We start from the raw sequence: 14454 nt of genomic DNA, 5'->3' as shown, positions 1-14454 counted from the left end.
CTACGTCCATGCCGATGCGCCTCGTCGACCGCCGTCCGGAGGTCCCCGCCGACCAGCTGGTCGCCCAGATGGTACCGCCGCCCATGTTCGACGAGGTCGGTTTCGACACCTACATCCCGGACCCGAACGAGCCCAGCCAGGCCGCGGCGGTCGCCTCGGCCCGCGCCTTCGCGGAAAAGGTCACCGCCATCAACAAGGCCGCGAACAAGAAATCGTTGTTCGGGAAGAAGAAACAGGTCCAGGGCGCGGGCCTGTACCTCGACGGTGGTTTCGGTGTCGGTAAGACCCACCTGCTGGCCTCGATCTTCCACAGCGCTCCCGCGCCCAGATCTTTCGGGACCTTCGGCGAACTCACCAATCTGGTCGGTGCGCTGGGGTTCGCCAACGCGGTGGAGCGGTTGTCGGCGAACAGCGTGCTGTGCATCGACGAATTCGAACTCGACGATCCGGGCGACACCATGCTGGTCTCCCGGTTGCTCACCGAGCTCTCCGCGAGCGGAGTATCGGTGGCGGCCACTTCCAACACCCTGCCCGGCCAGCTGGGGGAGGGCCGGTTCGCCGCACAGGACTTCCTGCGTGAGATCAAGAAGCTCGGGTCCATCTTCGATACCGTGCGGGTCGACGGGCCGGACTACCGCCACCGGGATCTCCCGCCCGCGCCGGAACCCAGCAGCGAAGCGCAATTGACCGAGCGGGCCGCGGTGACACCCGGTGCGACACTCGACGAGTTCGACGCCCTGCTGCGTCATCTGAGCACGCTGCATCCCTCCAAGTTCGGTGCGCTGATCGACGGTGTGTCCGCGGTGTTCGTCTCGGGAGTGCATCCGGTGAACGATCAGGCGGTGGCGCTGCGCCTGGTCGTACTGGCCGACCGGCTCTACGACGCGGGCACCCCGGTGACTGTCGCCGGAGCGAAACTCGACGAGATCTTCTCCCAGGAGATGCTGGACGGCGGGTACCGCAAGAAGTACCTGCGCGCGATCTCCCGGTTGCTGGCACTGTCGCGGTTCGAGGTCGCGGCCTGAGCGCTGCCCGGTACGGCCGGGATCCGGTACTGCCCGGCGGCGGCCGGATCCGGCGCAGCCCGGTGGTAGCCGGGACCTCGCCACCGCCGGGCCACGCCGCCCCGGGCATGCGGCGACGCGCCGTTTTCGGGTTGACCCGGGACTCCGGGATTGGTTTGCTGAGTCGGGCACACCGCGCGGGGGTGCCGGCGAGCACGATGGGAGTTCCGCCATGGTTCATCGTTCGGCGCGGGTACCGGCCGCTGTTCTGATGGGCGCCCTGGTGGCGTTCGGTCCGGCCGTATCGGCGAGTGTCGCGGCGCCGCCGGCGGCCGGTGATGTGCTCGCCGCAGATCGCTCCCTGCGACTGGCCGGGGCGCCCAATGCCCGGGACCTCGGCGGATATCGCACCGCCGACGGCCGCACCGTGCGTACCGGAGTTGCCTTCCGTACCGATCAGCTGAACAACCTCACCCCCGCGGATCTGGCCGAACTGACCCGGCTCGGAGTCCGCCGGGTCGACGATCTGCGCACCGTCTACGAGCGTGCGCTGGGACCGGACCGGATACCCGCCGGCGCCCGCGCCAACTGGTACGACATGATCGGCGCGGCCCCGCTGCCCGAACTCGTGTCGACCCTGGCCGGCGGCAACGATCTGTACCGGGCGTTCATCACCGCCCCGGGAGCGAATCAGGCGGTGGCCGGAGTGCTGCGCGATATCGCCGGGTCCGGCACCGGCGCCGAGCCCGGGGCGGTGCTGTTCCACTGCACCGCGGGTAAGGACCGGACCGGCTGGACCGCCGCGGTTCTGCTCACCGTGCTCGGGGTGGACCGGGCCACCGTCACCGAGGACTACCTGCTGTCCAACCACTACCGTGCCGCGGCGGCCGGTGATCCGATGGGTGGAGTGCGGCAGGAATGGCTCGATTCGGCCTTCGACCAGGTGACGCGCAGCTACGGCAGTTTCGACCGTTATGTGGGCGAGGGCCTGGGCCTGAGCCCCGCGGAGGTCGATACGTTGAAGCAGCGCATGCTGGGCTGAGGCCGCCCGTCAGAATTCGAGGCGCAGCAGGTAGTCGTTGTGCACCTGGCGTCCGACGGTGAACGTTCGCGTACCCACCTGCCGGAAACCGTATTTGGCGTAGAAGCGCTGGGCCCGCAGGTTCTGCTGGTTCACGCCGAGCCAGATACCGGTATAGCCGGCACCGCGAGCCTGATCCAGCGCCGCGTGCATGAGCGCGCTGGACACACCGGTGCCGTGATGGCCCGGCAGCACATACATCTTGCTGATCTCCAGCACGGGATCCAGTGCTACCGCCGCCGCGACCGCGGGGTCGGCAGGCGGGCCGCTGTGCAGGATGGCGTAGCCGACGATCTCGTCGTCGGCGACCGCCTTGAGGACCGTGCGCGCCGGATCGGACAGGTATTCGCCGAACCGCTCACCGGACAGGACCTCCGCCAGGAACACCGCGATATCGTCCATATCCGAACCCGGCGGGCAGGCCAGCGGAAACGTCGCGGCGGCGACATCACTGAGCGCTTCGGCGTCCCACAGTCCGGCCCGGTCCACGGTGACAGTGGTCATAACCCAATGAGACCACAGCCTGTTCGGGCACCGGCATGTCCGCAGGTCCGGCGGGTCCCCAGCCGGCGCCGGAGCGCTCCTCCGGGTCGGCACCCGTTCGTTCGCGACCTGCGAAGACAGGCGTAATGGAGCCTTCAGCTTTGCTGCCGGACACATCCGACGTAATCTCTCGCCCATGAGGAGCGGGAACCGCATCGCAATCGTCGGTGCGGGTATCGCGGGTCTGGTCTGCGCGAAGGTCCTGAGTGAGGATGGGTTCGCGGTCGAGGTTTTCGACCGAGCCCCCGATATCGGCGGCGTGTGGAGCGAGACTCGCCGTTACCCGGGCTTACGCGCGCAGAGCAGCAAGAACACATACCACTTCTCCGACCATCCCATGCCCGCCGACTATCCGCGGGTGCTCGACGGAGCGCGGATGCAGGAGTATCTGGCCAGCTACGTGCGGGCCTTCGGCCTGACCGATCGGCTCCGGTTGCGCACCGAAGTGGTCGCGGCCGACCCGGTCGACGGTGGCTGGCTGCTCGAGATCCGCGATATCGACGGTGTGCATCGCACGTCCTGCGATCACCTCGTCATCGCCAACGGTGTGTTCAGCGAACCCGCGGTGCCCGATTTCGCCGGTGCGACCGAATTCGGGCGTGCCGGTGGCCAATTGGGTCACAGCACCCAGTTCCTGGATGTGGACGCGGTGCGCGACCGGTCGGTCGTGGTGGTCGGCTACGGCGCAGCGGCCTGTGATCTCGCCACCGAGATCAGCCGGGTCGCCGCCGAGACCACGGTGGTGGCCCGCCGGCTGCTGTGGAAGATGCCGCGCCGTCTGGCCCCCGGACTGGATGCCGAGCGGGTGTTGCTCACCCGGACCGGTGCGGCCCATTTCCGGAGTCCCGAGCCCGGCCGGTTCGAACGGCTGCTGCACGGTCCGGGCCGTTCCTTCCGGGAGAGCAATCTCGATCTCGTCGAAGCGCTCGTGGCGCGGCGCTCCGGTGCCGCGGAACTGGGACTGGTCCCACCGGTGCGTTTCGAACAAGCTCACGAGGCCGCGTTCGGGCTGGCCGCGGACGGTTTCGCCGAACAGGTGGCGGCCGGCCGGATCACCGTCTGCGGCGAAACGGATGTGGCCGCGCTGGGTGGTGGCCAGGCCGGACCGTACGCCGAACTGTCCGACGGCCGGCTGGTCCGCGCGGATATCGTCGTCTGCGCCACCGGTTTCCAGCAGCGGGTGCCCTTCCTGACCCCGTACGTGCAGCGTCAGCTCACCGACGACAACGGCAATTTCCGGCTGTACCGGCAGATCCTGCCGTTGCAGGTGCCGCATCTGACCTTCGCCGGTTACAACTCGTCGCTGCTGAGCGCGGTGGGCGCGGAAGTGGGCGCGCACTGGACCTCGGCCCTGCTCAGCCGGAGCCTGCCGCTGCCGCCCACGGAGACCATGAGCGAGCGGATCGAAGCCCGGCTGCGCTGGATGCAGGAGCACACCGGCGGTCACCACGCGCACGGCGCCTCGGTCACTCCGTACGCCCTTCGCGATATCGACGAATTGCTGGGCGATCTCGGAGTCACCCTGCCGTTCGGCGCCCGCATCGCGCAGTGGATGCGCCCGGCCCGGCCCGGTGACTACAAGGCGGTGTCGCGCCGGAAACGGGGACCGGTCGCGAAAGACCCCGGCGCTACGCCGCACAGCGCTCCTGCGGTGCCGTCGCCGCCACCGCAGACCGGTGCCACGGAGCCGATCCACACCGGCGCCGCCCGGTCCGGAACGTCGGGCGGACAGCCGGTCGCATCCGATTCCCCGACCGTGCAGCTGCCGGAATCGGCACTGCCCGGGTCCGAGGAGCGGACACGGATCCTCGAAGTGCCCGGCAGCCACCCGAGCCGTCCGGTCGAGAATCCAGGGACGCAGTCGGCGCCCGGAACACCGCCACCGTTGAACGAGCCCCGGCCGACGAACGCGCGCGAGCCGGTGAACACCCGGTGGCCGGTGAACGCGCCGCAGCCGCCGAATTCGCCGCGCCCGCAGAACACGCCACCGCTCGCTCCCAACGGCCACCCGGCGGACACCGCGCCACCGGCTGTCGCGCCGCAGTCGCCGGCGGAAGCCGCGCGGGCCGCGGACGCGGCCCGCCGCGCGGCGGCCGAGAAGCGGGCGGCGGGAATCGCCGCGCGGTCCAACAGCCCGACGGTCCGGCTCGATATGCGTGCGGCCCAGGCCGCGGCGGCGGCCTACCCGGTGCCCGAACCGCAGTCCGCCGATCCGGTACCGCCGGGGGATGCGCCACCGGGCGCGGAAGCGGCAGCCGCCGAACCGCCGACGGCCGAACCGTCGGCCGGGCTGTCCGGATCGGATACCGCGCCCGCGGCCGCCGGGGCCGCGGAGCCGGTCGAAGCGGCACCGGAGCACGAGCCCGCGGCCGCCCCCGAAATCGAGGCCGCCCAGGCGGTGACCGACACCGCCGAATCGGAGACTGCCGGGCCCGAGACCGGTCCCTCCGGGTCCGCGGAACCGGCGACCACCGAAGCACGGTCGGCGCCCGCCGAACCCGAAACGCAGTCCACCACCGGCGCGTCCTCGCGAACCTGATCCGGCCGTGCCGGATCTGGATCTGAATCTGCTGGTGGCGTTGCACGCTCTCCTGGAGACGAACAGCGTCACCCAGGCGGCCGAGCGGCTCAACACCTCGCCGCCGGCGATGAGCCGTACCCTGGGCCGGTTGCGCCGGGTGTACGGCGATCCACTGCTGGTACGGGCGGGGCGCCAGCTGGTGCCGACGCCGCGGGCGCTGGAATTGCGATTCGAGGTCAGCGCACTCGTCGAACAGGGCCGGGCGCTGTTGGTGAAACCCGATACCGTCGACCCGACCGCCCTGGTACGCGGGTTCGCGCTGCACGTCGACGACGCGGTGCTACCGGAACTCGCCGCCCGGCTGCTCACCGAGGTCCGGGCCCAGGCACCCGGGGTGACGCTGCGTTTCGTACCCGGGGATACGGCCGCTTCGGTGAGCGCGCTGCGCGACGGCCGGATCGATGTGCAGGTCGGGGTGATCGCCCAGGCCGATCCGCAGACCCGGGTGGAGCGGGTGCGCGGGGACCGTCTGATCGGTGTGGCCGCTCCCGGGCATCCACTGGTCACCGAACGAGCCACCGTCGCGGCGTATGCCGCCGCCGCCCATATCAGTATCTCGGCGCGTGGTATCGCCCGCGGGCCCATCGACGATCGGCTCGCCCTGCACGGTCGCACCCGCCGTGTCGTTGCCACTGTCCCCGATCTGACAACAGCGTTGCTGGCGGTGCGTTCCGGCGCGGTCGTGTGTCCGGCCCCGGCTGTCGTCGCGGCCACCGCGCTGCCCGCGCTGGGGCTGTGCTCGTTCGAGATCCCGTTACCGCTGCCGGAAGTGACGATCTCGCTGGCCTGGCATCCGCGCAACACCCCCGATCCCGCGCACGCGTGGTTGCGCACCCTGGTGCGTACGGTCCTGGCGATGTCCGATCCGGTGACCGGGACACCCGCGGGTGCGAAGATTGCGCGGGTCCCATCTGGGTAACTGCTGGGCAGAAACCTGGCGGTGACCGGCATCTGTGGAGCACCCTGGATATGTCGGCGTGGTGTCGGGCCGACATGGTGGGACGGGTTAGATGGGTGGTCGCATGCAGACGAAGCGGCGGACTGAAATACGGTGTGGACGCCGGACGATGTTGTCCGACCTGGGTATATCCGACGGTCCGGTGGGTACGGATACGGCGGAGAAGGCCACATCGGGTTACGGTTGCGGCTGTGCTCGTTGTGTGGAGGCGCAATGGGATGCCCAGCGGCTCAAGTACTGGCTGGCGAGCAGGCTGCTCGCCTTCGGCGCGGACGAAGCGGTGGTGGATCGGCGCTGCGGCCCGATCACCGTCGATGTCTGGTGGCGGCGCGGCGCCGAGCAGTTCGCGATCGAGGTGCGCACCGGCCCACTGACTCAGGAACTCGCGCAGGAACACACGGACCGGTTGCGCGCGCTGGGCTACGCGGGCGTGCTGTGGTTGTGCGCTCCCGGTTTCTGGGTGTCTCAGCTGCCCGCCCTCGGTATCGCCGACCTCGCTCCCGTCTCGTGTGAGTACCGTGCGGTCAGCGGCATGCTGGAAACCGGTCCCACCGGCCTGGTCGCACCGGGCGAACAGCCTTACGAGTTACGGGAATTCCTCCGGCAGTGGGTGGCAGGTGAGGTCGCGTTCGGATACCGCGACCATGTGAGGAAAGGCTGGGCGGCTGTGACCGACTGGGAGAAGCACACCCGGACCCAGGCACAGATGCTCGAACAGCAACGCCTGGAACTGATGACACAGCGCACCACGCTGGCCGTGGCACGCCAGGCGACGCGGGCGAAGAAACAGCAGCTCGCCCGAACCGTCGCCCGGATGGAGCGCACTGCGCAGCGGGCCCGGGAGCAGGCCGAAGCGGTGGCGGCGGTGGAGCGCCGGATCGCCGATCAGGAGCGGGTGCACCGTGCGCTGGAGGATACGATCCGGCGCCTGCACAAGACCATCGACAACTGGCAGTTGATCGTCGTGTTCGTGATGCTGTTACTGGCGACGTTCATCGCGGCGACCATGCTGGTCAAACCCTGAAAGCTCCGGCGCAGAGCCGGAACCGGTACGGGCTGCGGGGACGGGAGTGCGGCGGCGCGGGTCGCCGGGCGCGATGCCGGAGCGCGGTTACCCGGTCTCGGTGGCCGCGGCGCGGGCGGTGGTGCTCGCAGTCGCCGGTGCGCCGGCCGCTGCCGATTCCCGAGGACTCGCGGTGAGGCGGAAAGGGGCACGGTCCCAGCGCCATTCGTGCCGGAGCGCCAGGGTGAGCAGGTCGAGGAATTCCGATCCCGTATCGGCCCGCAGCTGTCGCAGCGCCGGGAGCCGGACCGGCCCCGCCGCCAGCAGTTCGGTGAGCCGTCCCTCGATCTCGCCGGGCACCGGGCGCGCGCCGAGTTCGGCTTCGCCCAGGGTGCTTCCGGTCCACAGCAGCCAGCCCCAGCCGTTGTCGTGCGCCCAGGCGCGCGCGGCCGCCGATTTCGCCCGGTTCCCGTGGAAACCGACGAATCCCAGTGGCTGTTCGTCGATCAGGACCCGGCGGCCGTCGGTCAGTTCGGCGGCCACGGTCGGGAAGTGCAGCCGGTCCTCACCGTCGACCGAGTACCCGACCGCGTCGGGGTACTCCTGAAAAGTGTGTATCCGGTCGTCGGCATCCAACAGACGCAGCAGGCGGGCTTCCAGTCCGGAATCGAAGCCGATATCGCGGCCGGCCTTGTGCAGATAGAAACGGCCACGACCGTCGTCGTCCAGATCGAAGGTGCGGGCCGGGGTGGTGGGCAGTGGCGCGGGCGAACGGGATCCGGTGGGCCAGTCGATCCGCTCGGTCCACGGCGTGGGCGGTCCGGCGGGCGCCCCGTCGGCACGCAGCCGGGACAGCAGATGGTTGGTCTTCTTACGCCAGCCCACGATGCGCTGGGTGACGAATCCGGCGACCCGTTTCGCGTCGGCGGCGGTATGCCCGGCCAGACGCAATTTCAGGTAGCACAGATCGTTCACGGCGATATCGGTGTCGGTGGCGTAGGTTTCGGCCAGCAGCGCCCGCGTCAGTACCGAATCCCGGGCGTCGACAGGGTATCGCCGGGCGTACTCCGGAACCGGAAGCCGTCCGGCGCGCACGGTGTGCCGGAGCAGTTCACCGACGGCCTTCGTGTGCAGTTGGCGCGCACGGTCGCGGGAGAAGTCCAGCCGCGCACCGATCCGGGTCAGCGTTTCGGGACGATCCCCGGAGATCCCGAGCCGCAGTCGCAGGATCGTACCGGCCCGTTCACGATCGACGGCGTAGTCGTCGATCAATCCGGCCAATTCGTCGACGCATTCCTCGAATTCGAAGGACAGGTGATCGCGCAGATCGTCGGGGAAGGAATCCCCGGTATCCGTGGCTGCCGGATCGTCCGGCCATATGCCGCGGGCTGGTTCCGTCTGCACACACACCCCCTGTCGGGATTCCGGCGTACCGGCCGGCTCGAGTTCGTGCGGGCCAGCTTAACCGCGTCCGCCGACAATCCCGGTGGCCGCCGGAGCCGTGGCCGGGTGTGCCGGGCTGTCCGGCCGGCCCGCCCGGGCGCTCGCTCCGGCCGGTCGCCGAGTGTCGGCCGTCCTTCTCCCGTGCCGTCCGGGGCTCGGTCACTGTTCCGGTTCCGGGGCCGTTCATCGATCGATCCGGTCCCGCCCTGCCGGTGCGCCGTGGAACCGGCTGGACCGGATCGGAGCGCGCGGACCTGTGATCTAATGATATTTGCCGAGTAATTGCCGAAGCAGTATCGATCCACCGGCCGACGTTCGCGAAGCACCTCCGGAGACGAGCCCGCCACGACCGGCCGCCGAGAGTTCGGACACGGTTCCACCCGATATCGGCGCGCTGATCCGACCGACAGATGTGGAGGATTTCGTGCTGCACACCGATATCCCGACCCGCGGCGAAATCGAAGCGCTCGCGGCCCTGACCGACGACTGGTGCGTCTCGATCTACACCCCGACCGAATCCGATTCGGCCAACCCGGACCGTAACCGGATCGCGTTCTGGGACCAGGTCCGGCGCGCCCTCGACCAGGTCACCGATCCCCGGGCCCGCGCCGCCCTGGAAGAGGAGTTCGACGTCCACATCGACGATGCCGAGTTCTGGCGCTATCAGTCGCGCACCCTCGTCGTGCTGGCCACCCCGACGCGGATCCGCACCTACCGGCTGCCCAACGAACTGAACGCCTCCGAAACGGTGGGGGATCGCTTCTACCTCAAGCGCCTGCTCCGCGCGGTGACCTTCCCGCAGTCGGCGTTCGTGCTGGCACTGGCCGAAGGCAGTGTCCGGCTGGTGGAGGTCACCGCCGACAAACCCGCGTACACGGTGCGGGTCCCCGGCCTGCCGACCAGCGCGGCCGATCACGCCGGGAAGGCCAGCCTCGGTGATCGGGCCCCGAAACGCCGGGTGCAGGGTGAGGAGGGCCGCAAGATGCGGGTCCGCCAATACGCCCGCGCCATCGATACCGAACTCCGCGACTTCCTGTCCGGCCGCACTGTCCCGCTGATCCTCGCCGCCACCGAACCGACCGATTCCCTCTTCCGTTCGGTGAACAGCTACGACAACCTGCTCGACGAGAGTATTTCCGGCAATCCCGAGCATGCCTCGGATCAAGAGCTGGCCGAGAGTTCACGTGCGATCCTGGACCGCCACTACGCGGCGCAACTGGCCGAACTCGTCGAACTGCTCGACCGGCGGCGCAGCGAGGGACGGGCTGCCACCGATATCTCCGACCTCGCCCGGGCCGCCGTCGCGGGGGCCGTCGACACCTTGCTCGTCGATATCGACGCTTCGGTCCCGGGCACCGTATCCGACGACGGCGCGGTCACATTCGGCGATCCGGACACGACCGACGCACCCGGCATCCTGGACGAGATCAGCCGCCGGGTCCTGCGCACCGGCGGCCGGGTGTTGGCGGTCCGCACCGGTGATCTGCCCGAAGATATGCAGATCGCCGGGATTCTCCGCTACGCGGCGTAGTCACCGGGAAACGCAGAAGAGGCACTTTCCGAATGATCGGAGAGTGCCTCTCGAGCTGTTCTGAACTGGTGCGCGATACTGGGATTGAACCAGTGACCTCTTCCGTGTCAGGGAAGCGCTCTCCCGCTGAGCTAATCGCGCGAGGTGGAGACGGGAATCGAACCCGTGTGCACGGCTTTGCAGGCCGTTGCCTCACCACTCGGCCACTCCACCGCGCAAAGGGGGAAGGCATTCATTGCGCCTGGCCCTACCTCTCGAGCGGATGACGGGATTCGAACCCGCGACCCTCACCTTGGCAAGGTGATGCGCTACCAGCTGCGCTACATCCGCATTTCGCATCCCCGGCGGCCGTTCGGTCCTCCGTGGTGCGAGACAGAACATTAGCCCACGTTCGGCGGAACCTACAAATCGCCTGGTAGAGGCCGGTAAATCACAGGCATGTCATTTTGTGGGCGTGCCGGGCCGGTCGGCGGCCGCGTGAATCGTCTGCGAGTCCGCTCGGGCCCTCCGTAAGGGATGGGTCGGTCGGGAGAAAGGTCTCGTAGAGGGTCTCGTAGAGGAATGACAACCGGGTGATTTGGTGGCGAACGGGTGGTGCGTGTTAAAGTTCCTACTCGTTCGGAGGGCTTCGAAAAGCTCCCCGAACGGTTGATCCCGGTCTCATAGCTCAGCGGGAGAGCGTCCGCCTCACACGCGGAAGGTCGCTGGTTCGATCCCAGCTGGGACCACCGAAATCCCCTGATCTTCGCAGGTCGGGGGGATTTTCGTATTCAGGTGGTAGGTGCGGACGCCTCGGGATCATCGGTGCGGGCTGCCGGCCCCGGCGCTCGCACGGGCCGCGAGGGCCAGGAGCCGCGCCGATAGTTCCGGTGAATCGTGCACCCGGAAATCGACCCCGAGCCCGACCAGTCGCTGTGCCAGCCAATCCGGTGAGTCATCGCGGACCCCCGTCAAACGGCAGGTGTCGGTATCGCGTGCGGTCAGTTCGCCGGGCCCCTCGCCGAGTCGGCCCGCGATCACTGCGGTGGGTGCCTCGATCGTCACCGAGACGCGGTACACCGGTGTCCCCCAATCGGTTCGGCGTCCGGCCACGTATTCGGCGGGTGTGGCGGCGGGCAGCGGGCGCGGGGTGAAGCGGACCGCGGTGCCGAGGGGGTGCTCGACGCGGTCGACCCGGAAAACGCGCCAGCCGTCGCGTTCCCGATCATGGGCGACCAGATACCACCGGCGGCGCTCGTTCACCAGGCCGACCGGTTCCACGAACCGCCGGGTCTCGGCGCCGTTTCCGCCGTGATACACGAAGCGTACGCACTCCCGGTTGGTCACTGTGGCCGCGAGCGCAGTCAGGACCTCGGGGTCGACGACCGGTCCGGCACCGGCGGCCGGCACGGTGGCCGCGCCGAGCACGCGCACCCGGCGGCGCAGCGGAGCGGGCAGCACCTGTTCCAGTTTGGTGAGCGCCCGAACCGACGCTTCTTCGATTCCCGCGATCGCCGAACTCGCCGCGGCGCGCAGACCCACCGCTATCGCGACGGCCTCTTCGTCGTCGACGAGTAGTGGCGGCATGGCCGTGCCCGCGATGAGCCGATAACCGCCCGCCGCACCCATCGAGGCTTCCACCGGATAGCCCAGTTCCCGGAGCCGATCGATATCGCGGCGGACGGTCCGGTCGGTGACTCCGAGCCGTTCTGCCAGTTCGCTGCCCGGCCATTCCCGGGGTGTCTGCAGCAGTGAGAGAAGCTTCAGCAAGCGGGCCGGGGTGTCGTTCACGATTTTTATTCTCCCGAACATCTAGGACTTAGCTTGTCCTACATGGGCAATATCGTCGCGGTCGTGACGAACCAGAACGCCATCCGACCTTTCCGCATCGACATCCCGCAGGCCGATATAGATGACCTCAACGGCCGCCTCGCCCACACCAGATGGTCGGCACAACTCCCCGGCGACGGCAGGGACCGCGGTGTCCGCGTGGATTATCTGCGTGAGCTCGCCGAGTATTGGCGCACCGGGTTCGACTGGCGCGCCCAGGAAGCCGCGCTCAACGAGTTTCCCCAGTTCATGACCGAGATCGACGGGTCCGATGTGCATTTCCTGCACGTCCGGTCCCCGGAACCGGACGCGACGCCGCTGCTGCTCACGCACGGCTGGCCCAATTCGTTCGTCGAGTTCAGCCGAACAATCGGGCCGCTCACCGATCCCCGCGCCCATGGTCTCGATCCCGCGCTCGCTTTCGACGTGGTCATCCCTTCGGTGCCCGGATTCGCCTTTTCCGGCGCGCCTCGCGAAGTCGGGATGACCACCGCGAAGGTGGCCGGCATGTGGGTCGAACTGATGGCGCGACTGGGGTACGAGCGCTACGGGGTGCAGGGCGGTGACCTCGGCGCCTATATCGCGCCGGAAACCGCGATCGCCGCGCCGGACCGGGTTATCGGTGTCCATATCGACGGCGGTATCGGCATGCCGAGCGCTTCGGACGTGCCGACCATGAATGCCGAGGAACGCGCCGAATGGGAGCTGATGCAGACCTGGACGACCGGCGTCGTCGACCATCACGCCCTGCTGCGCGTCGCCCCGCAGACCTTCGCCCATGCCTGGACCGATTCGCCCGTCGGCCTACTGGCCTGGCTGATCCACAAGTTCGACGAGTTCACGCCGCTGGCCGACCGGGCCGAGGATGTCATCGATCGCGACCAGCTGCTGACCAATATCAGCCTGTACTGGTTCACCGGATCCGCGGGCAGCTCGTCCTGGCCTATGTACAACGGGCTCGGCACCGAAGGGTTCGTCTGGCCCACCGGCCAGAAACTGGTGCCCACCGGCGTCTACAGCGGCGGTTCCACCCTCATGTTGCGACTGGCGAGACGCGACAACGACATCGTGCACTGGCCGCAGGGCAACACCGGCAATCATTTCCTGGCGATGGAGGTGCCGGAACAACATGTCGCCGATATCCGCGCGTTCTTCTCGCTGATCAAGTCACGGACACGGAGCTGAGGCGCCGGTAAGCGGGTCGATCCGGCGGGACGGGGCTGCCTTCCGAGTCTTCGGCGGGAGGCCGGGGGCCGCTGCTTTTCCGGGCGAGCGTTCGTGATCCGCCCTACACTGTTCCGGTGTCTGGTGGGTCGTCCGATCTCGATCCAGGTGAGTGGTCGCCGACCCGGGGTGGGCCGCGCGCTTGCCGTCCGTTGCCGAACTCGGCCGTGCGACTACCACAACGATGAGACTCGGAGCGGAATTTCGCGCGATAGCCGCTCGCCTCGCACGGGATTTCCGGCTCGTTGCCGACCGCCGACGAGCCGAAGGTTTCGGCGACGAATTACGCAGGGCGACCGAAGAGCTGGTCCGTGCCCGCCCGAAGATCCGTTGGGGCACCGGTGATCCGCTACCGACGGCGCGCCTCGCCGCGATACCGGACGGGGACCTCGCTCTGCCGACTCGCAACGGATTCATACATTTTCCGACCGATGATTCCGGGACTGCCTACGGAGAGCGGGTTCTCGGTCCGCTTCGAGACGGTCTCGACCAGGACACCTTCCGGGCTGTGTTCTACTACACCGAGTACTCTGCGCCGTACAACAGGCTGCGCGACGCCGATCCGAACTCGTGGTTCGACGGACTCGCCCGAGCAAGAAGAGAATTCGAGGCGCTTCGAGAGCTCGTGGGGGAGAATCCGGTTCCGACTGTGCGTCGGCTGGTATCGATCAGCACGCGTCCGGACATCACGGTAGAGCAGCGCGAGTTGATCTCGCGAATAGTGGCGCGGGTGGAGTCGCGCGCACCGGGCGAAGTCTACGGCGGGCCGGACGAGATATGGCGCAAGGACTTCCTGTATCAACGCGCAGCCAACAATCTCGGGGGACCACCCGATCTCCAGCGGGCGATGCAGGCCATGGAGACGTTGGACCGGGGGCTCGCCACTCCGCTTCCCGATTCGATACACGCACAACGTGGCCTGCATACGTTCGATCACCTGGTCGATACGGAGGGAAGGCGGATAGAAGGCCGTTACGCAACGATAGGTGAGCTGCGAGAACTGGTGGTCGGCGCGACACAGCTGGACCGAGGCTACGGGTCCTACTCGCTGGGGGCGACGCCGGCCCGGATACCGGGCCGCCCGCCGTATCCACATGTGATCGAGCAAGATATTCCGGCCGGCAGCCACGGGCTGTGGATGGGGGAGCGGGCGCTGATACCCGATCAGCGGGAGCTGATTCTCGCCCGCGATACCGAATTCCGAATCCATGAGGTACGGGGCGATCTGGACGAGGTCATCTTCGACGCGCAGGTGTCTCCCAGGTGATCGCCGAACG

The 14454-nt window shown here is 68.4% G+C and carries 11 protein-coding genes and 4 tRNA genes; 9 read left to right on the top strand and 6 right to left on the bottom strand.

The features are described from left to right. Positions 1-8: 8 nt before the first annotated feature. Entirely contained in the window at positions 9-1025 is a 1017-nt protein-coding gene (gene zapE / locus ACWCPQ_RS27455; RefSeq protein WP_449904085.1) for a cell division protein ZapE, read from the top strand. A 211-nt stretch (positions 1026-1236) separates the two neighbouring features. Continuing rightward, entirely contained in the window at positions 1237-2046 is an 810-nt protein-coding gene (locus tag ACWCPQ_RS27450) for a tyrosine-protein phosphatase (RefSeq protein WP_449904082.1), read from the top strand. Between the two features lie 9 nt (positions 2047-2055). Here ACWCPQ_RS27450 and ACWCPQ_RS27445 read toward each other — a convergent pair whose 3' ends face one another. Beyond that, a complete protein-coding gene (locus tag ACWCPQ_RS27445; RefSeq protein ID WP_449904079.1) occupies positions 2056-2589 on the bottom strand; it encodes a GNAT family N-acetyltransferase in 534 nt (177 codons plus the stop codon). Positions 2590-2764: 175 nt separating this feature from the next. Here ACWCPQ_RS27445 and ACWCPQ_RS27440 point away from each other — a divergent pair, with 175 nt between their 5' ends. The 3 genes from ACWCPQ_RS27440 to ACWCPQ_RS27430 all read left to right on the top strand — a co-directional run bounded on the left by ACWCPQ_RS27440 (position 2765) and on the right by ACWCPQ_RS27430 (position 7191). Further along, entirely contained in the window at positions 2765-5167 is a 2403-nt protein-coding gene (locus tag ACWCPQ_RS27440; RefSeq protein ID WP_449904076.1) for an FAD-dependent oxidoreductase, read from the top strand. 7 nt (positions 5168-5174) lie between these two features. Further along, positions 5175-6128: a LysR family transcriptional regulator gene (locus ACWCPQ_RS27435; RefSeq protein ID WP_449904073.1), complete on the top strand. Its 954-nt coding sequence runs from the start codon at positions 5175-5177 to the stop codon at positions 6126-6128. Positions 6129-6276: 148 nt separating this feature from the next. Next, the gene (locus ACWCPQ_RS27430) at positions 6277-7191 is read left to right on the top strand and encodes a hypothetical protein (protein WP_449904070.1); all 915 of its coding nucleotides are present in this window, start codon (positions 6277-6279) and stop codon (positions 7189-7191) included. An 87-nt stretch (positions 7192-7278) separates the two neighbouring features. On the opposite strand, the gene ACWCPQ_RS27425 is transcribed toward ACWCPQ_RS27430, so the two are convergent. Then, the gene (locus ACWCPQ_RS27425; RefSeq protein ID WP_449904067.1) at positions 7279-8574 is read right to left on the bottom strand and encodes a hypothetical protein; all 1296 of its coding nucleotides are present in this window, start codon (positions 8572-8574) and stop codon (positions 7279-7281) included. A 463-nt stretch (positions 8575-9037) separates the two neighbouring features. Here ACWCPQ_RS27425 and ACWCPQ_RS27420 point away from each other — a divergent pair, with 463 nt between their 5' ends. Further along, a complete protein-coding gene (locus ACWCPQ_RS27420; protein WP_449904064.1) occupies positions 9038-10144 on the top strand; it encodes a baeRF11 domain-containing protein in 1107 nt (368 codons plus the stop codon). 66 nt (positions 10145-10210) lie between these two features. Here the strand turns inward: ACWCPQ_RS27420 and ACWCPQ_RS27415 are convergent. From ACWCPQ_RS27415 to ACWCPQ_RS27405, 3 genes are all read right to left on the bottom strand, one after another. Continuing rightward, positions 10211-10285: transfer RNA gene (locus ACWCPQ_RS27415), tRNA-Val, on the bottom strand. Position 10286: 1 nt separating this feature from the next. Further along, positions 10287-10357, bottom strand: a tRNA-Cys gene (locus tag ACWCPQ_RS27410). Positions 10358-10401: 44 nt separating this feature from the next. Next, positions 10402-10474, bottom strand: a tRNA-Gly gene (locus ACWCPQ_RS27405). Between the two features lie 326 nt (positions 10475-10800). Here ACWCPQ_RS27405 and ACWCPQ_RS27400 point away from each other — a divergent pair. Next, positions 10801-10872, top strand: a tRNA-Val gene (locus ACWCPQ_RS27400). Between the two features lie 70 nt (positions 10873-10942). Here ACWCPQ_RS27400 and ACWCPQ_RS27395 read toward each other — a convergent pair. Beyond that, positions 10943-11914 carry a helix-turn-helix transcriptional regulator gene (locus ACWCPQ_RS27395; RefSeq protein ID WP_449904061.1) on the bottom strand — a complete coding sequence of 324 codons (972 nt, stop codon included), beginning with the start codon at positions 11912-11914 and terminating at the stop codon, positions 10943-10945. Positions 11915-11956: 42 nt separating this feature from the next. On the opposite strand from ACWCPQ_RS27395, the gene ACWCPQ_RS27390 reads away from it, so the two are divergent. Beyond that, a complete protein-coding gene (locus tag ACWCPQ_RS27390) occupies positions 11957-13138 on the top strand; it encodes an epoxide hydrolase family protein (protein ID WP_449904058.1) in 1182 nt (393 codons plus the stop codon). 223 nt (positions 13139-13361) lie between these two features. Further along, complete coding sequence (locus ACWCPQ_RS27385) at positions 13362-14444, top strand: ADP-ribosyltransferase (RefSeq protein ID WP_449904055.1); 1083 nt, start codon at positions 13362-13364, stop codon at positions 14442-14444. Positions 14445-14454: the final 10 nt, after the last annotated feature.

The organism is Nocardia sp. NPDC001965, from assembly GCF_053594175.1.
Note: the sequence above shows the minus strand (reverse complement) of the source record. Positions and strands in the feature narration are given on the sequence as shown.